We start from the raw sequence: 21816 nt of genomic DNA, 5'->3' as shown, positions 1-21816 counted from the left end.
TTAGTGCAGGTGGAATTGAAAGCAAGGGATTACGGCATTGACTGGCTGAAAGCGTTTGCCATCGTTTTGATGGTGCTGGGCCATGCCATTCAGTATTCGTTGGTGAGCAATTTCGATTCCAATATCATTTTCCGCCTGATATACTCTTTTCATATGCCGCTTTTTATTTTCGTCAGCGGTTATCTTATCTCTTCCGGAAAAAACGTCAGCTTTTTGTGGAAACAATTCAAGCTGCTGATTGTTCCTTTTCTGCTTTGGATGGTTTTGTATTCGTTCTATTACAGGCGAATGGATCTTCATAACGGAAATTGGGCGATACTTCCCAACTATTATTTGCAGGTGTTTAAATCTCCCGGTAAAGGCGGTCTGTGGTTTTTGTGGGCACTTTATGTGATAGATGTCTTTTATTTCTTCCTGCGTAAAAGCCGTTATTTTTATCTCTTGTCTGTAGCGTTGGTGGTGTTGATGTATGCGTTGACGCCTTCTTTCCCCGAGTCGAATTTCTATGGGTTGGGACTGTTTAAGATCTATTATCCCTATTTTCTTTTGGGTTGTTTTTTGCGTCAATACCAGATTGCTGATAAGATCAAAAAATGGCAGGTTTTACTATTGGTCGTAGTAATGGTGTTCCTTCAGATTGCCTGGACGCGAACCGGATCGGTGTATTCTTTTGGAATGCCCATCGCCCATGATAACAACTCGATATATGCTCTTGTAGTGCGTATTCTTACTCCGGTGCCGGTGTTGTTGCTATTGTTTAAGGTGAGCCGCTATTTCAAACAGAGCAATGTTGTGGTGCAATGGCTGTCAGCAAATACGCTATCTGTTTATGCGTCTCATTTTATGTGGGTGTACCTGTTTGTTTACCTGCTGTCTACTACCATCCTCGAACGTAGCGATGTTGAAATCTGCATCGTCTTTATCGTTGCATTGGTTTTTACGTGGGTGACAGTGTCAGTAATAAACAGAGTGCCGGTTGTCAGGAAGCTTTTGTTCGGACGATAATCAGAACCATTTCTTTCGTTTGAAATAAAAGATCATTCCAACCGAAATAACGACTACCACACCCCAAAATGCCAGATAACCATACGTCCATCCGGTTTCGGGTATTGTTTTGAAATTCATTCCGTAAACTCCGGCCAGGAATGTGATGGGAATAAAGAAGGCGGAAAAGAGTGTCAATACCTTCATGATTTCGTTCAGTCGGTTACTTATTGCCGACATATAAAGATCCATCATTCCAGAAGTTATTTCCCGTAAGCTATCCAGACTTTCAATAAGTTGAACTGTGTGGTCGTATATGTCCCGAAAATAAATACGCGTGTCATCGTTAATCAATTCGTGTTCGGATATTTGCAGTGCGGTGATCACTTCGCGGGTCGGCCAGATCATTTTTTTTGCATATACCAGTCGCCTCTTTAACTTGTAAATGGCTTCCTGGTTCGCATTCACCGGCGACATGATCAACTCGTCTTCGGCAGCTTCGATTGTTTCTCCTACATTCTCCAATAATGAAAAATACTGGTCGATTACAATGTCGCAAAGAGCGAATAACAGGTAGTCGGAAGAAAATCGTCTGATGCGGCTTTTGGTTGCAGATATCCGGTTGCGTAGCGCATCGAATAAAGCAGGTGTTGTTTCATGAAAAGAGACGACAAAGCGATCGCCCAGAATCATGCTTACCTGCTCGACAATGACCTCGTTTGTTATCGGTTCTAATTGGAGTGTTTTGAGCACAACAAAGATGTAGTTCTCCCGTTCAATCATGATGGGACGCTGCGTGGTATTGGCAATAGCTTCCACGTCGAGCGAATTGATGCCAAGTTGTTCGCCCAGTTGGTTGAGAAAATCCGTGTTGTGCACCCCCGAAATTTGCACCCATTTCAGCGCCGCCGTTGCCATTTCGGTTTTTAGATCGGGCAAAGAAACAATCTGCTTCTCTTCAACCGACGCTTCATCATAAGCAATCATATTGATGCCAATCGTCTCCTGACGGGGCTTCCCGATATATTCAACGGTGCCCGGAGAAGTGCCTTTCTGAGCCATTCGGGGCACAAACTTGTGAAGATCGATCTTCTTGATGTTGCGGAATGATGCAGCGCGTTTCATACGATAATAATTTTTTCGTCTAAGGTAGTATGGAACTCTATGTTGCTGGAATTATTTCCCGATAGCTATCGGGAATCCTTGGGGGTTGTGAAGCAACATGTTCGTTTCATAGTGATGAGGTTTTACTTTATGGATGCAACTTCGTGCCAGCAGGAGGCAGGTAGCCTTTGCATTCGAAAACAGCAAATTTACGTTGAACGATACCTTTGTCGTTTTTCAATATAATGCTGTCCAGCGGGCTTACGGTTTGAAAATAGCGTTGAAGAATATCCTGAACTTTTCCTTCGTCCTGACGCTTGCGTTTGTTCAGTTCGGAAGTGACGTAAATCGCATTCTGACCGGCCAGCGATTGAACATTGCGGTCGTCGAGGGCAAACTGGAAAGCATGCTTTTCTATCAGGTTGCCGCCATACACATGTTCCGGCAGATAGAAATTGAGCGCCGCGGAGGTTTTGTATGAGTCGTCGGAGAACACAATGTAGCCGGGATGTTGGTCTTTTACGGTTTTGACCTCTTTGGTAAGCTTGTTCCATCCCCACCAGGTGTCGTCCGAATTGACGGGGATCGGCATCCATGCCAATTCGATAAATGCCAGAATGTGGAGTAATAAAGAGAGCCCTGTTTGCCAGCGAATAATCTTGTCCGTTTTCAGATAAGCGACCGCAAGGAAGGCTCCTGTGAAGTAAACAGGCATGATCCAGTTTACTTTTACCCAATAAATAAAGGCGATGGCCGTAAAGCAAAGGAAAAACGGAACGGTAAACGAAGCGGATAAAAGCGTATTTGTTTCAAATTTATTGCGAGAGAAGAGCCTTCGGATTGAGTCGAACGAAGAACGGAAAATAAGCAGGAAAAATACCGGCAATGCGAGACCCAGCTGACTGCCGAAGTAACCCAGAAAAAGCCGCGGCTGGAATTGGAATCCGGTCGACATACTCGATGCCCGTTCGGTAGATTGGTATTTGATGGATATAAAATCGTTTTGGATATTCCAAACAATGACGGGTAGACTTGCCGCGATAAAAGTAATGACAAACAAGATAAACTGTCCTGTGATAAGCTTTTTGCGATGATCTTTTGAACAAAGTAAAAACAGGAACAGTCCGAAACCCAGAAATACTGCTGTATATTTGCTGTCGAATGCGAGGCCGGAGGTTATTCCTCCCAGCAGCCAATAGTGCCATTTGTTTTCAGTAACTGCTTTGTGGATAAGAAGTAAGCTTAAAGCCCAGAAAAATAACAGCGGAACATCCGGTGTGCTGTTAACGCACAAAAGAGTGATAAACGGAGCCGTAACAATAAGCAGGAAGGCTTTTCTGAGGGCTTCTCCGCTTAGAATCCTTTTGAGGAAGAGATAGAAAATATATAGAGTACCTGATGTGACCAGAAAATCAGCTGCATGCAGCGTGAATACAGATTTGCCAAACAGTGTGGTTGCCAATCGAAGCATGTACGCAATCATCGGCGGGTGGTCGAAGTAAGATAGCGCAAGATGATCGCCGTAGTAGCAATAATAAGCGTCCTGCGGCATTAATCCCATGGTAGAGGCCAGTATGATTCGCAGCAACGAGAAAAGAATGATGGTGCCTATAAATTCTTTTTGTTTTGTCATTGTATGAACGGTGTGCATTAAAATTCTGTTGATGATGATCCTTTAATGTGCAAATTGACAGGTTACAAAGGTACGTTTTTTTCTTTAAGCCAACTTTTGGTGTCAAAATCATTGTTTTGAAGATGAAAAAATGACTGGTTGTGATTTTTTTGCTTTGAAAAGTTTTGAATTTTAAATATCAGACAGACAATTGATTAGAATGCAGATAATGCTGCGTAAAAGGTTGGAAATTTTAACGGCTGACTTATATTTGTAAAAAATAATGCTGAAAATTTGGCACTTACGAGATACATTTTGTTACTTTGCAGCCAATTAATAAAAGGTGAACTGTAGATGTACGTGAGTTGTATGTCGCTGAATATCAGTTTTTGATAAAAAGGTATTCTGAATGGTGTTTGTAAATTATTCTCAAAAATAGTACGATATGTCGAAAAACTTGGTAATTGTTGAGTCGCCGGCGAAGGCGAAAACGATTGAAAAATTTCTGGGCGGTGATTATACCGTCATGTCAAGTTTTGGACATATACGTGACCTTAGCGAACACGATCTTGGTGTGGATGTGAAGCATGGCTTCAAACCTATATATAATGTATCGACCGATAAGAAGAAACTGGTTAGCGAGCTAAAGAAAGCTGCAGAAACGGCAGAAGTCGTTTGGTTGGCTTCCGATGAGGACCGGGAGGGAGAAGCTATTGCATGGCACTTATTTGAAGCGCTGAAACTCAAAAAAGAAAAGACCCGCCGCATTGTCTTTCACGAAATTACAAAGCCAGCCATTCTCAAGGCGATAGAAAATCCCCGCGATATTGATACCGATTTGGTAAATGCTCAGCAAGCACGTCGTATCCTCGATCGTCTTGTGGGTTTTGAGCTTTCTCCGGTGTTGTGGCGTAAGGTGAAATCATCTCTTTCTGCAGGGCGCGTGCAATCCGTGGCGGTTCGCCTCATAGTTGACCGTGAGCGTGAAATTCAGGCGTTTGTGTCAGAATCTGCTTTTCGGGTCATTGCTATTTTTACGGTTTTCGATGCCGATGGTAAGCCGGTAGAACTGAAAGCTGAATTGCAACAACGCTTCAAAACGAAGGAAGAGGCGCAAGCTTTTCTGGAAAAATGCAAAAGCAGCATCTATTCTATCGACGATATAGTAACCCGTCCTTCAAAACGTTCACCGGCACCTCCGTTTACTACTTCAACCTTGCAGCAGGAAGCCGCCCGTAAACTGGGTTACTCCGTGTCGCAAACCATGATGATTGCTCAAAAACTTTACGAAGCAGGGCAAATCACCTATATGCGTACCGACTCTGTCAATCTCTCCGATTTGGCATTGGGTGCGTCCAAAGAAGAAATTTTCAATACGATGGGCGAAAGTTACTGGCAATTCCGTCAGTTTCACACCAAGACCAAAGGCGCACAGGAAGCGCACGAGGCAATTCGTCCTACCTATATGAATAAACACCAGATCACAGGAACGGCTCAGGAAAAGAACCTTTATTCGTTGATCTGGAAACGTACCATTGCATCGCAAATGAGTGATGCGGAACTTGAACGTACAACCGTAACCATCGGGCTGAACAATGCTACCGAGAAATTTGTGGCAACCGGCGAGGTGATTAAATTCGACGGGTTCCTGAAAGTTTATCTGGAATCGACCGATGATGAGGCGGAATCATCTGATTCTGAATCATTGTTGCCTCCTTTGAAAATAAAGCAACAGCTTGAAATGCAGACTGTGACGGCTCAACAACGTTATACTCAACGTCCGCCGCGTTACAACGAAGCTGCTCTTGTTCGCAAGCTGGAGGAACTGGGCATCGGTCGTCCTTCTACCTATGCGCCGACTATCTCTACCATTCAGAAAAGGAAATACGTTGAAAAATCCAATCTTGATGGCGAAACCCGCGATTTTATCCTGTTGACTCTGAAAAAGGGAAGCATAAAGGAAGAGGTGAAGAACGAGCGCTTCGGTGCCGATAAAGGTAAATTGATTCCAACCGATATTGGTATGGTTGTGAATGACTTTTTGACCGATTATTTCCCTGATATTCTTGATTATAACTTTACGGCTAATGTGGAAAAAGAATTTGACGACATTGCCGAAGGTGATCTTGACTGGCAAAAATCGCTCGATGATTTCTATAAAAAATTCCATCCGACAGTAGAAGAGGCTATTGCTAATTCGGAACGTCGTACCGGCGAACGTATTTTGGGAACGGATCCGAAAACCGGCCGTCAGGTGTCTGTACGTATCGGTCGCTTTGGCCCAATGGTGCAGATCGGGACGAAGGAAGAAGAAGATAAACCGCAGTTTGCTTCGCTCACAAAAGGTCAAATGATCGACACCATTACGCTGGAAGAGGCGTTGGAACTGTTTAAGCTGCCACGTAGTCTGGGCGAATTTGAAGGCAAGGAGATGATTGTCGCTATCGGTCGTTTTGGAGCTTATGTGCGCCACAATTCCGTATTTACCTCTCTGCCGAAGACAGAAGATCCGATGAGCATCACTGCCGAAAGAGCCATTGAACTTATTCTTGCAAAACGTGAAGCTGACAAAAATAAAGTTATCAAAACGTTTGAACAGGATGCTGATCTCAAAGTGTTGAATGGTCGTTACGGTCCCTATATTGCCTATCAAAAAAAGAACTTCAAAATTCCGGCAAAGACAGAACCGGCATCGCTTACGTTTGAAGCATGCATGGAAATTGTGAATGCCGAACCGAAAGAAACCAAAAAAACTACCCGTAAGAAAAAATAGTTGCTGGAGGAATCAAATATATCATTGTTGATTATATTTGCTATATAAAAAGCGCCAGTATGTATCTCGATTCCTCATTTCTTACTATTGATGCGGGTTTCCAGCCGTCTGTAGGTCGGCTGTTAGTTGCAGAACCATTTATGAACGAACCATATTTTGGCCGTTCGGTGATTTTGCTTACCCAGCACTCCAATCTCGGTAGTATGGGGCTGGTGCTCAATAAACCACTCAAATTATATCTTCACGAAATTTTAGAAGGAGTCAAGGTAGAGGAGAACATTCCTGTATTTTGTGGCGGCCCTGTAGGATCAAAATCGCTGTTTTACTTGCATAATTTATCCGAGGTTCCTCAGAGTTTTCAGATTGCCAAAAACCTCTATCTGGGGGGCGATTTTGAATGGTTGATGGATAATCTGAATGCAGGATTGGGAACGGTAGCTAAAGTAAGGTTTTTCCTTGGTTATGCAGGATGGGATGAAGGTCAGCTTCTGGACGAAATAAAGAATCAGTCATGGTTGGTGACCAAAATGGCGACGGAAGAAATTCTGCGTATGCCCGGGTACGAAAACCTCTGGAGTCGTTCTATGCAGTCTTTAGGGGGTAAGTACAAACGTTGGGCAGAATTTCCTCAAAACCCCAATCTTAACTGAATTATTTTTCCTAACAGATAAGAATAGAAAAAATGCCAATATGATGATTCTCATATTGGCATTCATGTATTAAGCCATTTGGGCTTCAAAAGCTTTCCACAGGTTGTCGTCCGGAACCGGAGCTTTAATCTCGATTTCCTGCTTTGACACGGGATGTACAAATGAAAGTAAACGGGCATGGAGTGAAATGCCTCCGTCGGGATTTGATCGGGCAAAACCGTACTTCAAATCACCTTTGATCGGGCATCCTATTTTTGCGAGCTGGCAACGAATCTGGTGATGACGACCGGTTTGAAGATCAATCTCCAGCAGGTAATAATTGTCGGATGTGCCAATGATACGGTAATGTAAAATAGCCTTTTTGCTGTCTTTGCGTTCTTCGTCGTAGGCGTATGATTTGTTCTGTTTCTCGTTACGAACCAGATAGTGCGTTAAAGTGGCTTCCGGAGCAATATCGGCCTTTTTGACAATTGCCCAGTAGAATTTCTTTACCTCGTGATTCTGGAACATTGCATTCAGTCGAGACAACGATTTGCTTGTCTTTGCAAACAAAGTTACCCCGCTTACGGGCCTGTCGAGACGATGCGTTACGCCGACAAAAACATTTCCGGGTTTGTTATATTTCTCTTTCAGGTAAACTTTGAGAAGTTCAGAAAGAGGTTTATCTCCGGTTTTGTCGCCCTGTACAATTTCCGAACAGGTCTTGTTAACTGCAATTACGTGATTGTCTTCGTAAAGTATTGTCATGTATAAAAATTTGAGGTGCAAAGTTAGGTGAAAATATGCCAACACCCAATTGCAACTACTCTTTTTGTTGTAGCCCGAATATCGGCGAATTTTTTGTGCCGTTTGCTCGGATGCAGCCTCACAAATCCGTATCTTTGCATAAATAATCCGGGTTAAGCACTTTTTTGTTGCAAATGCTTGTGTGTCAACGGTGTATTTGCATCACTTATTACTTGTTACTTATTACTTATCACTTATTATATGACATCTCAAGAGCTTTTTGCCAACATCTGCCGTAAAAAAACATTTCTTTGTGTAGGACTGGATACAGACCTAAAAAAAATTCCACAACATCTTTTGGCGGAAGAAGATCCGATCTTTGCTTTTAACAAAGCAATTATTGATGCAACCGCAGATCTTTGCGTTGCCTACAAGCCGAATCTTGCTTTTTACGAAAGTCTTGGCGTGACAGGTTGGCAGGCGCTTGAAAAGACGGTAAACTATATTCGCGAAAACTATCCCGATCAGTTCCTGATTGCAGATGCAAAGCGCGGCGACATTGGAAATACGTCAGAAATGTATGCGCGTACTTTCTTTCAGCATTTCAACTTCGATTCGGTGACTGTGGCTCCGTATATGGGCGAAGATTCGGTTAAGCCCTTTCTGGGTTACGAAGGAAAATGGGTAATTTTGCTTGCGTTGACTTCAAACAAAGGATCGCACGATTTTCAGTTTACACAGGATGAAGAAGGCGAACGCCTTTTTGAAAAAGTGCTTCGCAAATCGCAGGAGTGGGGTAGTACAGACACATTGATGTATGTGGTAGGAGCAACACAGGGAATCATGTTTGCCGATATCCGCAAAGTGGCACCCGAGCATTTTCTGCTGGTTCCCGGCGTGGGAGCTCAGGGCGGAGATTTGAACGAGGTTTGCAAATACGGGTTGAACAGCAAATGCGGTCTGATCGTGAACTCTTCGCGTCAGATTTTGTATGCGTCCAAAGAGACAGATTTTGCAGCGGCCGCCCGTCGTGAAGCTGGAAAAGTACAGGCCGACATGGAAACGATTCTCCGTAGCAACAATCTGATCGGATAATTTATCTGTTTACAGCCTTTTATGATTCTTCTGCTTTTTTATAACTGCCAAATTTGCAGTTGGCTTACCATTTGCATATGTTTGTAAGTAAGAAGAAATTCATTGTAAACGTAAAAATATAAAGCTATGATGATTTATGTGATTTTTGGGGTCTTTGCACTTATAAGCTGGCTCGTGCAACAAAGCCTTCAATCGAAATTCAAAAAATATTCTCAGATTCCTATCCCAAACGGGCTGACCGGTAAGGATGTGGCTGAAAGGATGCTGCGTGAAAACGGAATTTATGATGTAAAGGTTATTTCTGTTGAAGGTGAACTGACCGACCACTATAATCCGGCCAATAAAACGGTGAATCTGAGCGAACCGGTGTTTATGAGCAACAGCGTTGCGGCAGCTGCCGTGGCAGCTCACGAATGCGGACACGCCGTGCAACACGCAACGGCTTATGCTCCCCTGAAGATGCGTTCGGCCTTGGTGCCAGTTGTGAGCTTTGCCTCCAATTGGGTTCAATGGGTGTTGCTGGGTGGCATTCTGTTGGTGCATACCTTTCCTGCACTGTTGTTGTTCGGTATTGTGCTTTTTGCCATGACGACTATCTTTAGCTTTATCACCCTGCCGGTAGAAATTAACGCGAGTGCTCGTGCATTGGCATGGCTCAACCGTTCTGGTATTACCAACGTTTCGACTTACGAACCGGCAAAAGATGCTTTGAAGACAGCAGCTTATACCTATGTGGTCGCAGCCCTCAGTTCTCTGGCAACCCTTTTCTACTACATCATGATCTTTATGGGCGGTAACCGTCGGGATTAATCATTGATTACTAAAGAATAGTAGCGGCGCAGCAAACAATCTGTTTGAAACGCCGCTTTTTTGTTTTGTGGAAAAACCCTTACATTTGAAGATTGTTGGAACATTTTTATTTTTGCCGAATAAATGATAAAATTCGAAGACTTTCGCTTAAGTGAGTTTTTGAAAATGTGCCAGCCATGATTTTAGTCAAGAAAGCAATTATATTCACATGAAAAAATACTTTTTTATTTTGTTCTGTTTGGTTTCTTTAAGCGCTACAGCACAAAACACGGATGTCTTAAAGTCTGTTTATCAGTTTTCTTATTGGCATGGAGGTATGGATAGGGATTCTATTGTTTTAACTCGTACATCCCCATCCGAGATGTATAACAAACTACAGATTTATCGTAACCAGAGACTAAAATACGAGAGTAATGATTCGATGTTACAATTTGAATGTGTCCCATATGGCTTGTTTATTGAACATGAAATAGCTTGTTATGAATCATATTATTACATTTTTCGATTATTGAATGCACCAGATCCTTCCCAATTTTTGATTTTATACGTTACAAAAGATTCTATAACTCAATTTGGTATAACAAAACCATGTACCGCAGAGATATTCGGAGATATTGATTATGATGGGAAATTTGAAATCGGTGGCTTCGAGACCTATTGTGAAGCTGATGATAAAGCATGTCTTTCAAAAGATTGGTTCTCAGTGTTCAAAATAGGAAAAGGTTTTCCCATTGATGGAAAACTTACAGAATATTTAAGACCCCGACCCCGATTAAAGAAAGCAAAGTGACCTTAATGATGAAAATGAGATTAGTTACCATTATTGTATTGAGTTTAATCTCGATACAATTGTTTACCCAATTCGATAAGTTTTGCATCGAATTTCATCCATCTTTCTTAGCAGGATCGAAATTGCAAATTGAGAAAGAAGATGATGGTTATACAATGCATTTTCAAAGTAATGAGATAAACCAAAAATGTGCTGTGCCCGATTCTTTTGCTGTTGTGCTGGAGGATTTTTTATCAAGCTATCAATGTGCAAAAAAAACAATGATCGATACTATTCTGCATAAAAGTGTGCTACAGAATGGAGATACAATCATTGAGCGTGAAATCTGTTTTGGAAACGATGGGATTACGGTAAACGGAGTGATTCAGCTCGCAGAAAAGATAAAATCATTTCAATTTTGGTCACCCCGGAAAAATGACAAAAATCATGAGTTGGTGGCTTTGCTTTTTTCACTGATGAGCAATAGCTTTACGGATACGGCGACAGTAATCTATCAGGAACGGCTGGAACAATATTTCGATTTTGGATTGGGTTTGAAAAAGATAAAAGATAAGCCTTTGCAGTATAAACTGTATGGTAGTATTACCGAAGATAAAGGGGAACAATTACGCAGTTTCTTTGAAAAATTGCCCAAAAACAAACTTGTATACATTGACATGTCCAATTTTGAAGGTATGGGAACAATGTTTGAGGATGATTTTCTGGATGTAACAGAGACACATAAGCATCTGTTTTGGATCAAATGTTCTCCGATTGCAAAAAAAATGCTTGAAAGAGCAGAAATCGCCTCGAATAGAATACAATAGGTTCGATAGTAGCTGACTACTGAAAATCTGCATAAGTATCAATTTAAGGAAACGTTGCGAATCGGAATGAACTCCGGTCTGTCGTTCAACGATTTTTCGCAAGACCCATGGGTGCAGCGACCTCCGAGTCGCCAGATCTGCTCAGAGTGAGGGTTTCGCTCCAAGCGAAGCCCTCATTGAGTAAAAGACGGCAGAGCCGAAATAATTCAGTAAGTTTGCAAAAAATATTCCGCATGAAGATTCTGCTCGTTACTCCGCCGCTTACCCAACTCAATACACCCTATCCGGCCACCTGTCACCTGCAGGGGTTTCTGCGTTCGCGCGGCATTGCTGCCGGGCAAATGGATTTGAGTATTGCGCTGATTGAAAAACTCTTTACACAAGAGCAACTTCAACGGATTTTTCAACTCGATTTTTCATCGAAAAAGCTTTCGAAACACTCACGAAACCTGCTGCAACAATCCGGGTTTTATATTCAAACCATTGAGCCGGTAATGCGGTTTCTGAGTGGACGGGACAGTAGTCTTGCGCAACGTTTCAGCGATCTTGATTTTTGGCCGCAAAGTAAACGTTTTCCTTCGGAAGACGATCTGGAATGGGCTTTTGGCACGATCGGCAATCACGACCGGGCAACGCACCTGTGTACGCTCTTCCTGAAAGATTTGTGCGACTTTATCAATCAAACCATTGATCCGAATTTTGAACTGATCCGTTATGCGGAATCGCTTTGCCTGCGATTGCCTGAGTTTGCTCCTTTGCAACAAACTTTGCTACAGCCTCCGTCTTTTATCGACCAACTGATGTTGGATGTCTTCGCTCAAAAGATCAGGGCGTGCAGTCCCGAAATGGTGGGCTTTTGTATTCCTTTTCCGGGAAATCTGTATGCAGGTTTGCGCTGTGCACAGTGGCTGCGGAAGGAGTTTCCGTCGGTAAAAATTGTGATGGGAGGCGGCTACGTCAATACCGAATTGCGTAGCATTACCGATCCGGCTATCTTTGACTACATCGATTACCTTACTTTTGACGATGGTGAATTGCCTTTGTTGCGTTTGATTGAGGGAGGCGAGTTGGTGCGGACGCTTTACCGCAACAGTGCCGGCGAAATCGTACGGGTAAACATGGAGAGCAAAGAGAATATTCCGTTTGCAGAAACGGCCGCTCCCGATTATGACGGGTTGCTCCAGAATAACTATATCAACCTGATAGAACTGACCAATCCCATGCATGCCTTGTGGAGCAACGGGCGCTGGAGTAAGATGATGTTGGCGCACGGCTGTTACTGGGGTAAATGTGCTTTTTGTGACGGTTCGCTCGATTACATCCAACGCTTTGAAATGGCTCCCGTTGAACTTATCGTGGACAGGATGGAGGCGGTGATGCGGCAAACAGGCCAGTCAGGATTTCACTTTGTGGATGAGGCGGCGCCTCCCGCGTTGTTGCGAAAGCTGAGTGAGGAAATTTTGCGTCGCAAGCTGACGGTAAGCTACTGGACTAACGTTCGCTTCGAGAAGTCGTATACTCCGGAGCTGTGTTACCTGATGGCAAAATCGGGTTGCATTGCTATTTCGGGCGGCTTGGAGGTGGCTTCGCCCCGCATTCTGAAGATGATAAATAAAGGCATAACCATTGAAACGGCGCGCGAGAGTATGAAAAATTTTGCCGAAGCCGGTATTATGACTCATGCATACCTGATGTACGGATTTCCCACCGAAACGGCTCAGGAAACGCTCGATTCGCTGGAGGTGGTGCGCGATTTGTTTGCCAACGGCTGGCTACAGTCGGCTTTCTGGCATCGCTATGCCATGACGGCTCACAGTCCTTCGGGTATTCATCCCGAAAGTGTTGGGGCAAAACATGTGGAAATTCCTGCCGGTACTTTTGCCAACAACGAAATTCCTTTTACAACTCCGCACGAAATCGATCTTGATCTTTACGGAGAAGGACTAAGTCTGGCTACCTACAACTACATGCAGGGTGCAGGTTACGATATGCCGGTGAAAAAATGGTTTACGCGTAAATGATATAATTATTTGATTTACAAATAGTAATATGTGGTTAAATAAAAAGCCGGAATGAAGTTTCGAACCTCATTTCGGCTTTTTATCCCATCGCGAGAAAAATTATTTCTTCTTCAGATCGTCAATAGTTTTTGTCTCTGTTTCAAGCTGATACGATGGAACGTGTTTGGTATGTTTGCCAGACTTTACTTTTTTGGGCTGTTTGTTTCCAGAAGCTCCCATATTAAAACCTCCTATTTTATAAATAAAACATTGTATAATATGGAGTCGCGTTCGGTTATGAATCATAGCTGGACTGTGCTCCGTCGCAATTTAAAGCAAAAAACGAGCCATTCTAAAAAGGTGCAATATCGGCAGGAAAAGGACGACATAATGACGCACTATTGCCAAATGGGCACGCGTTTGACGATAAATAGCGGGTAAGTTTTTGTGTCGGAAAGCAGAGCATTTTATCTATTTTTGTGCGTTATTAAAATCATCATCTTTTATGGTATCTCAAACTGAATTTTCATTGCGTCCCAAATCCCGTGGGTTTCATCTGGTAACGGACGAAATTGTGCGAAATCTTCCTCCTCTGCCCGAAAGCGGCCTGTTGCATTTATTTATCCAGCATACTTCGGCGGCGTTGACCATCAACGAAAATGCAGATCCCGATGTGCAGGTGGATATGGGGCAGATTTTCGATCGTTTGGTGAAAGAACGCGAACCATACTACGAACACACTTTGGAAGGCGATGATGATATGCCTGCTCACGCTAAAACGACACTGGCGGGAGTCGGACTTACAATTCCTATCTCCCGCCAGCGGTTGAATATCGGTATTTGGCAGGGAATTTATCTCTGCGAATTTCGCAATTACGGCGGAGCGCGCCGGATTGTGGCTACGGTATTAAGCTGATTCCTACGGCTTATTTTTTATCCAGTAGTCCGAACACGCTTTGCAGTACACTGGTTACGCGGGCAGCCGGATTTTCCCGTATTTTCATTTCTTCGTTGCCAACAGTGGTAAACAGTCCGTTAAGCGCTTGCTCGGTAACATAACCGCTAAGGTTGGTGTTGACAGGAGCAAGGTTATAGGCGCTTCCTACCAGCGAGTTGGCCACTTTGTTATACGCTTTTGTCAATTTTGACCATGCTTCGGTAGTCGACATGGTACCAACCAGATCTTTATTCAGTGACGCTTCAACTTTGGGCTGGTAAGCTGCTGTGAGTTGATTGATTGTGTTCTTTTTCAAATAGTTGGTAGCTCCGGTTTTATCGCTGCCAAATAAAATAGATGTCGCGTCGGTAATGCTCATGCCAGTAATGGCATTTACAAAAATAGGCTTTGCCTCACCGGCAGCATCTTCAGCAGCACGGTTGAGCCGCAGCACCACATCATCGAGAAGGCTTTGACCGCCGGGAATCAGTTTGATATTGTTTACCAACGGATCAGCTTCTTTGGGAAGTAGAATCTTCAGCAAAGAGTTCCCGAAATATCCGTTTTCTTTATTCAGAGAAAGAACGGCATTGGTAACCCCGGTTACAAGCGCTTCTTTCAGTCCGGAAGCAGCACTGCTGTTTGAAGTCGTTACAGTTGTTGCTGGTGTTGTAGCAGAAGCTGCGTCTGTTTTTGTGTTGGCTGTACTTTTGTTTGTTGTGCTGGTGTTTTTTGCCTTTGTAGTGGTTTTTTTAGTGACTTTAGTAGTCGCTTCCGACTGGCAAAAAGGCAAGCCTGCAATAAAAAGGCATGTGATTGCAAAAGCAATCATTTTTCGTAATGTGTTCATTTTGTTATACATGTTTTAAGAAGCGAGCGGGGAAGTAAATTATCTCCCGGCAGCTTTGCGGTTAAGTTTATATTTCTCTTTAGGACGGCAAAGATAAAAAAATATTTTGTCAGAATTGCCCTTTGAACTGATGGCGGGGATTAGAGTTTATATCGAATAGATTATTACGGAATTGAATAATGGCATTTTGTTTAGACCTCTCCTCTCACGACGACTTCGTGTCGGAGTCTGACATTTATCGTCTGACCTAACCTCCTCTCCCGAGGAGAGGAGGAACACGACAGAAACAATATAAGATAAAACTCATTGATGCAGGTACAAAGCCCCTCTCTTTGGGAGAGGGGTTGGGGAGAGGTCAAATGTTGAAATTAAAAACTCAATTAAAAAGTATAATGTTTATTGTTCCGGACATCTGTTTTTCGTACAGCATGTTAAGAATGTTTGGTAGCTGTTTTTTGTTGAGTTTTTTGCGTAATTTTGCACGCCCGTTTCAGATGAAAGGGTTGAATCGCTAATTATAAGAAAACTAGAAAGATGGGTATCGAAAAAGGATTGTTTCAACGTACGGAATTGTTGTTGGGTGATGATGTGATGGAGCGCATGGCCAATGCACGAGTGATTATTTTTGGCATTGGAGGAGTAGGGAGCTGGTGTGCCGAGAGTCTGGTGCGTACCGGTATCAGGCATCTTACCATTGTCGATTCCGACCGTGTTTGCATGACCAACATCAACCGGCAGTTGCATGCCACCACCAAAACCGTGGGGGCGGTAAAGACCGAAGTGCTGAAGCAACGGCTCCTTGAAATCAATCCGAAAGCTGAAATTACAGCTATTCAACGTATTTACAACGAAGAAACATCCGATTCTTTCGATTTGGCATCGTATCATTTTGTGATCGACGCGATTGATAGCCTTGGCAGTAAAGCCCATCTTATCCGCACCGTTACCCGTACCAATGCGGTTCTCTTTTCTTCGATGGGAGCTTCGCTCAAATTGGATCCTACCCGTATTAAAATTGCCGAATTCTGGAAAGTAAACGGCTGTCCTCTTGGGTCGGCTCTACGCAAGAAAATCCGCAAGGGCGAAAAACCGGCCAGGAAATTTCTCTGCGTTTATAGCGACGAACTGCTTCAAAACCGTGGACAGCAAGCAACCTGCGGCACCGAAAAATGTCTTTGTCCCAAGGCAGAGGCTGGCCCCGGCGATCCGGAACTGGTGAATCACGAGTGGTGCAGCATGAAAGCGCAAATCAATGGAACGGCGGCGCATATCACGGCGATCTTCGGTTTTACGCTGGCCGGACTGGTAGTTCAGGCTATTAACAGTCAGCAGTACACAGTCGATAGCGATCAGGAGTCGAATTAATTGTCTCTTATTGCAGGCTTCTATAAAACAGTATTTTAAGTGGATTGTTGGTTGCTATTTGCCAATAATCTTTCAGTTGTTGATTGTTCAAATAAAAAAATAGCAGTACCTTTGTCGTCGCATTGGTTCGCTTGTCCGGGTTCCCGGCAGGTGATGAAAAGGGAATCAGGTGTAAGTCCTGAACAGACCCGCTACTGTAAGTCCTATGCAACGTTTCGGCGCGACTTTAGCCACTGTTTCCGGTAAACAGTAAATGGTATTCGAGCACTCCTCATTACTCATTACTCATTACTAAAACGGGAAGGCTGTCCGAAACGGGGATAAGTCAGGAGACCTGCCATGCAGTTCACAGTTTAGGCTTTCGAGGAAAGAGCTTACAACCAAATGAGAATCGGCATAGTTTCCATTTGATTTTTTGCACAACCGCGAAGCTGTTTGTAATTCAAGCAGTTTTTATGTTTTTACGCACACTTTGTATCCGTACTTTTTTGCTTCGTTCCGGAATTAAATGTTTGGGAATAATGGCGTTGCTGATGTTTTGCAGCCCGCTTTTTGCCCAGCTTGATTCTGTTCAGCGCATCCGCGAAGTGGTGGTTACGGCTACTCCCATGCCTCATATCAGCCAGACGGTGACTCCCGTTCAGGTATTCGATAAAAATACCATACAACAATTCAATGTACTTCAGCTTTCGGATGTGGTGAAGCACTTTACCGGTGTTACGGTGAAGGATTACGGCGGAGTAGGGGGATTAAAGACCGTTTCCATCAGAGGACTGGGTGCTACGCATACCGGTGTGAGTTACGATGGTGTCATGATGGGCGATATTCAAAACGGACAGGTGGATTTGGGACGTATGAACCTTTCGAATGTTGACGAAGTGGCACTTGCCAATGGTGGTAATGCCGACTGTCTGCAAAGTGCCAGAGCTATGGCGGCCGGAGGTTTGCTAACGGTACAGAGTATGAAGCCAAAGCTGGACAGCTTGCATCAGATGAGAGCCAATGCTTCGCTCACTGCCGGTTCTTTCGGTTTGCTGCATCCTGCGATAGTGCTTCAAAACAGACTTTCAGGAAAACTTCTTTCTTCGGTGATTGCCGATTATCAGTATACAAACGGGCGTTATCCTTTCGATTTTCAGAATGGGAATGTGTTGGAGCATTATAAGCGAACCAATAGCGATGTGAAGACTTTTCACGGAGAAGCCAATCTTTATTATCAGCCGGTAGTTGGTCGTGAATGGACGTTCAAAGGATATGCCTATACCAGCACCCGTGGTTTGCCCGGTGCGGTAATTCTCTATAATCCGTTGGCTACTGCCGGTCAGCGTTTGTGGGAAAATGATTATTTTATGCAATTGCAGTATAAGGTTGCACTCTCTTCCACAACCCAATGGAAAACAAGCCTGAAAGCGGATTATTCGGATACCCGCTATGTGGATCCGTATTTTCTGAATTCTACCGGCGGCCTTGATGATCGCTACTACCAACAGGAGTATTACCTGACATCTTCTCTTTTCAAAAAAATATCGGACAGGATGAATGTTTCAGCTGCGCTGGATGCCCAGTTGAATCATCTGACCTCGAATATGACAGACTTCCCCGCACCGACCCGTTTTACCGGTTACGGACATATCACCGGACGATATACTTCAGCGACTTTCAAGGCTGAGTGCTCTTTGCTGGCAACCACTTTAACCGAACATGTTGAACAGGGACCCGCAGCCAATGGGCATAACCGCCTGTCTCCTTTGGTTTCTGTTGCATGGCTTCCTTTGAAAGATGACCGCTTGCAATTGCGTGGATTCTATAAGGAGACATTCCGAATGCCGACGTTCAATGATCTTTATTACCGGAGCATCGGCAACAAGGATCTGAAACCCGAAACTGCCCGTCAATGGAATGCAGGCATCTCCTATATGAAAAAGACACCGGATGGTTATCTGGCATTGTCGCTCGACGGCTATTACAACCGGGTGACGAATAAAATTATAGCGGTACCGGCAAAAGATCTGTTTGAGTGGTCGATGCTGAATCTCGGACTGGTAGAAACTACCGGCACGGATGTGTCGGCGCGTGGTGGGTATAATTGTTTCCGTTCGCTGCATCTGACGATGGATGTGTCGTATACCTATCAACATGCCGTGGATAAAAGTAATCCGGCCAACTCTTCCTACGGCCAACTGATAGCTTACAGCCCGGAACATTCGGGTGTGGCTACCATAGGCGTACTTACTCCGTTAGTGAACGGTTCTGTCAATTGTATTTTCTCCGGTTATCGTTACGATTTGAGCCATTCGGTGATCGACGGTTATGCCGAAACCAGTGTGGCATTCTGGCGTTCGTTTGAGTCCCGTCATTTTACGACAGATGTGAAACTGGAAGTGCTTAACCTGACCGACGAACAGTATGTCGTCGTGAAAAATTATCCGATGCCCGGCCGTTCGTGGAGAGTGAGTGTCGGAGTGAAGTTCTGAAATTAGAAATCAATTAAATAAAAGTGTGTTATGAAACAATTTAAACTCTTCTTTTTTTTACTGGCGGCAGCAGGTAGTGTGGCGCTGACTTCGTGTACAAAGAACGAAACAATGGTAGTCTCCAATGGCAGCGTGTATGTATTGAACCAGGGTTCAATGAACTACAACAACAGTACGGTAACCTCTTACAATATTGACAAGGCAACCTCTACCATCGATTGGTACAAAGCTCAAAACGGAGTCGGACTGGGAGATACCGGTAATGATATGGCCGTGTATGGCGGTAAAATCTACATTGTGGTAAATGTTTCGAGCGTGGTCACGGTGACCGACCTGAACGGGAAGTTTCTGAAAACGATCAGTTTTCAAAATGGCAATACTGCCCGTCAGCCACGTTGTATTGCGTTCAATAAAAACAAAGCGTATGTATGTTCTTTCGACGGGTCGGTTGCCCGTATCGATACTACCAGTTTGAGCATTGAAGCCTATGCAACTGCCGGAGAAAACCCAGACGGAATCTGCGTGGCAAATAATAAGTTGTATGTATCAAATTCGGGCGGACTGAATTATCCGACCTATTCCAATACGGTTTCTGTAATTGACATTGCATCCTTTGCCGAAACAAAGAAAATTACTGTCAATACTAATCCCTTTACGATCAAAACAGGTACTGACGGAAATGTTTATGTGTTATCTCATGGTAATTATGGATCTATTGCTTCTGAATTACAGGTTATCAATCCATCGACCGATGCGCTGACCAAGACTTATTCCAACTCTGCCGCCATCGATTTCGATTTCTACGGTACTAAAATTCTTTTCTGTAACTATGATTATTCAACCGGAGCTTCTGCGGTAAAGACGATGGATGTTTCAACCGGAACAATCACCAATTTTATTGTCGATGGCACCACTATTCCGATGGCTAGTGGGATTGCCGTAAATCAGACCAATGGCGATGTATACGTGGCTTCCGCGGCAACCGATTACGTTTCTAACGGAACAGTTTATTGCTTCGACTCAACTGGAAAAAAGAAATTTACGTTCACCAGCGGTGTCAATCCCTGGAAAATCGTATTTGTGAGATAAAACTTATTGCCGGAATGCATAGAAAACCGGCACAAAAATATTTGTTTAGTGTTGATGGGTTGTCTGTTGTGAAACAAGCGCTTATCGCCCGGACTTGTTCCGGTATAAATAGAAAAGGATGCCCAATCGGCATCCTTTTTTTATGGGACAAGCCTGTCTCGTTTTTCTACCCCAACCCCTAAAGGGGCTATAAATCTGCTGTTTTTATTGGCGTAAAAGTCCCCTTCAGGGGATCTAGGGGTAGGAAAATGAGATTGCTTTTCTGTTTGTAAGTTTATCAATAGCGATATTGACTTTTTAGACAACCTCTTGATGTTTAGGCTCTCCAATGCATCACTTTATGATAGACAATCCTTCATGAGCAAACTCCATGCTTTCAATCGCTATTTCATTTCCGTCTGCTTTCATATCTGTGCCGGTTATTTTCACCGGAAAAGCATTGGTGAGCTTCCAGCTTATAGATACATTTTGCGACTCATCGAGCAGGCTGATTATGACCTGGCTTCTCTCGAAGTTATTCATCTTTATGAGATTGTACTTATCCCACAGGTTTTTATCACCTTTGAAAAGGCCTTTTTTAAGGGTTACATTCGAGAACTTCTGAATACCGGGCATCTTAACTGTTGAAAAAACACGACTATTCCCTCCACGGTATTCAATAACCTGAGCTTCTGCAGATAAACCCGATACTTCCTGAAAAATGAATTCTGCATCGTCCCATTTTACCTGAAAAGAATATTTTACAAGTGGCCATTTGCCCGCTGATTGGTCTCCGTTTTCTGCCATAAATAGTAAGTTTTTTATTTGTGTTGAGTTTGTCTCTGAGTTTGATTGTGTAACAACGGGAGAAGTTTGCGTTAGACCTGTTCATTCTTGATTAAATGTAATATATTCAACGCCACCAGATTTATGAACTCCTTTGTGTTTCTCGTTTTGGTGGAGTTTATTCACTACTAGTTTATTCAATTTAGCCCAAGAAATTAAGACCTTCTTAAATTGGTTCGGATGTTGAATGTAATATTTGCTGTCATTTTTTTCATCTAAAGAATATTTTTCTAGTAATTCTCTCCTTTTATAAGTTTTCTCTGGAATAGCAAATTTGTTCAAAAAATTAATAAGACTCGATTTTATAATACTCTGACAAATTCGCTCATAATCAACGAAATTTTCCGGAAATTTCTCGATCTCGACAGCCTTCCTTTGTCTTGTATTAGTCCAACCATATGGTTTTGAAAGTAATGAGAATTTTGGAGCCGGTAAAGAATCTCCAATCTTAAATAATTCAATCTTCACGAGAAATATTTTTATTTCATCCGATAGGTTTCTATTAAGCCATTCAATCGCTTTTTCATGTTCAATTCTCAAGTCTCTAACCACCCATACAATAGTTTTTGCGTTGTAATGAGAACTGTAAGTTATTAGTTGTCCCAAATGCGAATGGTCAGTATTTTCAAGTTGATTCTCAATTATTACAATCTCATTAGTAAGTTTGTCTTTTGAGAGTATGTCAACTCTATATCTTCCAGCAAGAGCTTCTCTCTTGATAATGTCAAGATCCATTCCAATTTCATCTCCAAGAATATCTAAATTTTCATTTTGTGATAGCCAATGAGAGAAGTCCGTTGTCTCATGAGACCATACCTGCCTCAAATTAACTGGTACTAATTTGTCGAGTAGCATTGTGTTTTATTCTTGTTGTTTGACTTTCTGTCTGCCCTACGCTATATATTCTTCAATTTCCTGTCTGTGTA

18 protein-coding genes and 1 riboswitch are annotated in these 21816 nt (G+C 43.2%); of the genes, 12 read left to right on the top strand and 6 right to left on the bottom strand.

What is annotated here, in order from left to right:
* The first annotated feature begins 9 nt into the window (after positions 1–9).
* Positions 10–1005 (top strand): acyltransferase family protein, encoded by a 996-nt coding sequence (locus tag F8N35_RS08895; protein WP_293051544.1) that lies wholly within the window; start codon positions 10–12, stop codon positions 1003–1005.
* On the opposite strand, the gene corA is transcribed toward F8N35_RS08895, so the two are convergent.
* Positions 1006–2109 carry a magnesium/cobalt transporter CorA gene (corA, locus tag F8N35_RS08890; protein WP_293051541.1) on the bottom strand — a complete coding sequence of 368 codons (1104 nt, stop codon included), beginning with the start codon at positions 2107–2109 and terminating at the stop codon, positions 1006–1008.
* 127 nt (positions 2110–2236) lie between these two features.
* A complete protein-coding gene (locus tag F8N35_RS08885) occupies positions 2237–3721 on the bottom strand; it encodes a glycosyltransferase family 39 protein (protein WP_293051538.1) in 1485 nt (494 codons plus the stop codon).
* 424 nt (positions 3722–4145) lie between these two features.
* On the opposite strand from F8N35_RS08885, the gene topA reads away from it, so the two are divergent.
* Both topA and F8N35_RS08875 read left to right on the top strand, forming a co-directional pair.
* On the top strand, positions 4146–6473 hold the full coding sequence (gene topA, locus F8N35_RS08880; protein ID WP_293051535.1) for a type I DNA topoisomerase: 2328 nt from the start codon (positions 4146–4148) through the stop codon (positions 6471–6473).
* Between the two features lie 59 nt (positions 6474–6532).
* Complete coding sequence (locus F8N35_RS08875) at positions 6533–7123, top strand: YqgE/AlgH family protein (protein ID WP_293051533.1); 591 nt, start codon at positions 6533–6535, stop codon at positions 7121–7123.
* A 69-nt stretch (positions 7124–7192) separates the two neighbouring features.
* Here F8N35_RS08875 and F8N35_RS08870 read toward each other — a convergent pair whose 3' ends face one another.
* Complete coding sequence (locus F8N35_RS08870) at positions 7193–7870, bottom strand: RluA family pseudouridine synthase (RefSeq protein ID WP_293051531.1); 678 nt, start codon at positions 7868–7870, stop codon at positions 7193–7195.
* A 240-nt stretch (positions 7871–8110) separates the two neighbouring features.
* Here F8N35_RS08870 and pyrF point away from each other — a divergent pair, with 240 nt between their 5' ends.
* The 6 genes from pyrF (at position 8111) to F8N35_RS08840 (ending at position 14266) form a co-directional block, all read left to right on the top strand.
* Positions 8111–8944, top strand: a complete 834-nt coding sequence (gene pyrF / locus F8N35_RS08865) for an orotidine-5'-phosphate decarboxylase (RefSeq protein WP_293051528.1) — start codon at positions 8111–8113, stop codon at positions 8942–8944.
* Between the two features lie 129 nt (positions 8945–9073).
* On the top strand, positions 9074–9754 hold the full coding sequence (locus tag F8N35_RS08860; RefSeq protein WP_293051945.1) for a zinc metallopeptidase: 681 nt from the start codon (positions 9074–9076) through the stop codon (positions 9752–9754).
* 208 nt (positions 9755–9962) lie between these two features.
* A complete protein-coding gene (locus F8N35_RS08855; protein ID WP_293051526.1) occupies positions 9963–10544 on the top strand; it encodes a hypothetical protein in 582 nt (193 codons plus the stop codon).
* Positions 10545–10549: 5 nt separating this feature from the next.
* Positions 10550–11350, top strand: coding sequence for a hypothetical protein (locus tag F8N35_RS08850; RefSeq protein WP_293051524.1), 801 nt, complete (start codon positions 10550–10552; stop codon positions 11348–11350).
* A gap of 233 nt (positions 11351–11583) precedes the next feature.
* The gene (locus F8N35_RS08845; RefSeq protein ID WP_293051522.1) at positions 11584–13371 is read left to right on the top strand and encodes a radical SAM protein; all 1788 of its coding nucleotides are present in this window, start codon (positions 11584–11586) and stop codon (positions 13369–13371) included.
* A 484-nt stretch (positions 13372–13855) separates the two neighbouring features.
* Positions 13856–14266 (top strand): secondary thiamine-phosphate synthase enzyme YjbQ, encoded by a 411-nt coding sequence (locus F8N35_RS08840; RefSeq protein WP_293051519.1) that lies wholly within the window; start codon positions 13856–13858, stop codon positions 14264–14266.
* A 10-nt stretch (positions 14267–14276) separates the two neighbouring features.
* On the opposite strand, the gene F8N35_RS08835 is transcribed toward F8N35_RS08840, so the two are convergent.
* Positions 14277–15137 carry a DUF4197 domain-containing protein gene (locus tag F8N35_RS08835; protein WP_293051516.1) on the bottom strand — a complete coding sequence of 287 codons (861 nt, stop codon included), beginning with the start codon at positions 15135–15137 and terminating at the stop codon, positions 14277–14279.
* Between the two features lie 534 nt (positions 15138–15671).
* On the opposite strand from F8N35_RS08835, the gene F8N35_RS08830 reads away from it, so the two are divergent.
* The 3 genes from F8N35_RS08830 to F8N35_RS08820 all read left to right on the top strand — a co-directional run bounded on the left by F8N35_RS08830 (position 15672) and on the right by F8N35_RS08820 (position 20065).
* Positions 15672–16502, top strand: coding sequence for a tRNA threonylcarbamoyladenosine dehydratase (locus tag F8N35_RS08830; protein ID WP_293051513.1), 831 nt, complete (start codon positions 15672–15674; stop codon positions 16500–16502).
* Between the two features lie 106 nt (positions 16503–16608).
* Positions 16609–16859: riboswitch (cobalamin riboswitch) on the top strand.
* 98 nt (positions 16860–16957) lie between these two features.
* Entirely contained in the window at positions 16958–18976 is a 2019-nt protein-coding gene (locus tag F8N35_RS08825; RefSeq protein WP_293051511.1) for a TonB-dependent receptor, read from the top strand.
* 30 nt (positions 18977–19006) lie between these two features.
* On the top strand, positions 19007–20065 hold the full coding sequence (locus F8N35_RS08820) for a DUF5074 domain-containing protein (protein WP_293051508.1): 1059 nt from the start codon (positions 19007–19009) through the stop codon (positions 20063–20065).
* Positions 20066–20398: 333 nt separating this feature from the next.
* Here the strand turns inward: F8N35_RS08820 and F8N35_RS08815 are convergent, their stop codons facing one another.
* Positions 20399–20851: a phage tail protein gene (locus tag F8N35_RS08815; RefSeq protein WP_293051505.1), complete on the bottom strand. Its 453-nt coding sequence runs from the start codon at positions 20849–20851 to the stop codon at positions 20399–20401.
* An 81-nt stretch (positions 20852–20932) separates the two neighbouring features.
* A complete protein-coding gene (locus tag F8N35_RS08810; RefSeq protein ID WP_293051503.1) occupies positions 20933–21745 on the bottom strand; it encodes a hypothetical protein in 813 nt (270 codons plus the stop codon).
* Between the last annotated feature and the right edge of the window lie 71 nt (positions 21746–21816).

It is taken from the genome of Paludibacter sp. (assembly GCF_009712605.1).
Classification (GTDB): Bacteria; Bacteroidota; Bacteroidia; order Bacteroidales; family Paludibacteraceae; genus Microbacter.
Note: the sequence above shows the minus strand (reverse complement) of the source record. Positions and strands in the feature narration are given on the sequence as shown.

Coding starts and splice junctions, on each gene's coding strand:
- corA (WP_293051541.1), bottom strand. CDS start 2,109: ATGAAACGCGCTGCATCATTCCGCAACATCAAGAAGATCGATCTTCAC.
- F8N35_RS08885 (WP_293051538.1), bottom strand. CDS start 3,721: ATGACAAAACAAAAAGAATTTATAGGCACCATCATTCTTTTCTCGTTG.
- topA (WP_293051535.1), top strand. CDS start 4,146: ATGTCGAAAAACTTGGTAATTGTTGAGTCGCCGGCGAAGGCGAAAACG.
- F8N35_RS08875 (WP_293051533.1), top strand. CDS start 6,533: ATGTATCTCGATTCCTCATTTCTTACTATTGATGCGGGTTTCCAGCCG.
- F8N35_RS08870 (WP_293051531.1), bottom strand. CDS start 7,870: ATGACAATACTTTACGAAGACAATCACGTAATTGCAGTTAACAAGACC.
- pyrF (WP_293051528.1), top strand. CDS start 8,111: ATGACATCTCAAGAGCTTTTTGCCAACATCTGCCGTAAAAAAACATTT.
- F8N35_RS08860 (WP_293051945.1), top strand. CDS start 9,074: ATGATTTATGTGATTTTTGGGGTCTTTGCACTTATAAGCTGGCTCGTG.
- F8N35_RS08855 (WP_293051526.1), top strand. CDS start 9,963: ATGAAAAAATACTTTTTTATTTTGTTCTGTTTGGTTTCTTTAAGCGCT.
- F8N35_RS08850 (WP_293051524.1), top strand. CDS start 10,550: ATGATGAAAATGAGATTAGTTACCATTATTGTATTGAGTTTAATCTCG.
- F8N35_RS08845 (WP_293051522.1), top strand. CDS start 11,584: ATGAAGATTCTGCTCGTTACTCCGCCGCTTACCCAACTCAATACACCC.
- F8N35_RS08840 (WP_293051519.1), top strand. CDS start 13,856: ATGGTATCTCAAACTGAATTTTCATTGCGTCCCAAATCCCGTGGGTTT.
- F8N35_RS08835 (WP_293051516.1), bottom strand. CDS start 15,137: ATGAACACATTACGAAAAATGATTGCTTTTGCAATCACATGCCTTTTT.
- F8N35_RS08830 (WP_293051513.1), top strand. CDS start 15,672: ATGGGTATCGAAAAAGGATTGTTTCAACGTACGGAATTGTTGTTGGGT.
- F8N35_RS08825 (WP_293051511.1), top strand. CDS start 16,958: ATGTTTTTACGCACACTTTGTATCCGTACTTTTTTGCTTCGTTCCGGA.
- F8N35_RS08820 (WP_293051508.1), top strand. CDS start 19,007: ATGAAACAATTTAAACTCTTCTTTTTTTTACTGGCGGCAGCAGGTAGT.
- F8N35_RS08815 (WP_293051505.1), bottom strand. CDS start 20,851: ATGGCAGAAAACGGAGACCAATCAGCGGGCAAATGGCCACTTGTAAAA.
- F8N35_RS08810 (WP_293051503.1), bottom strand. CDS start 21,745: ATGCTACTCGACAAATTAGTACCAGTTAATTTGAGGCAGGTATGGTCT.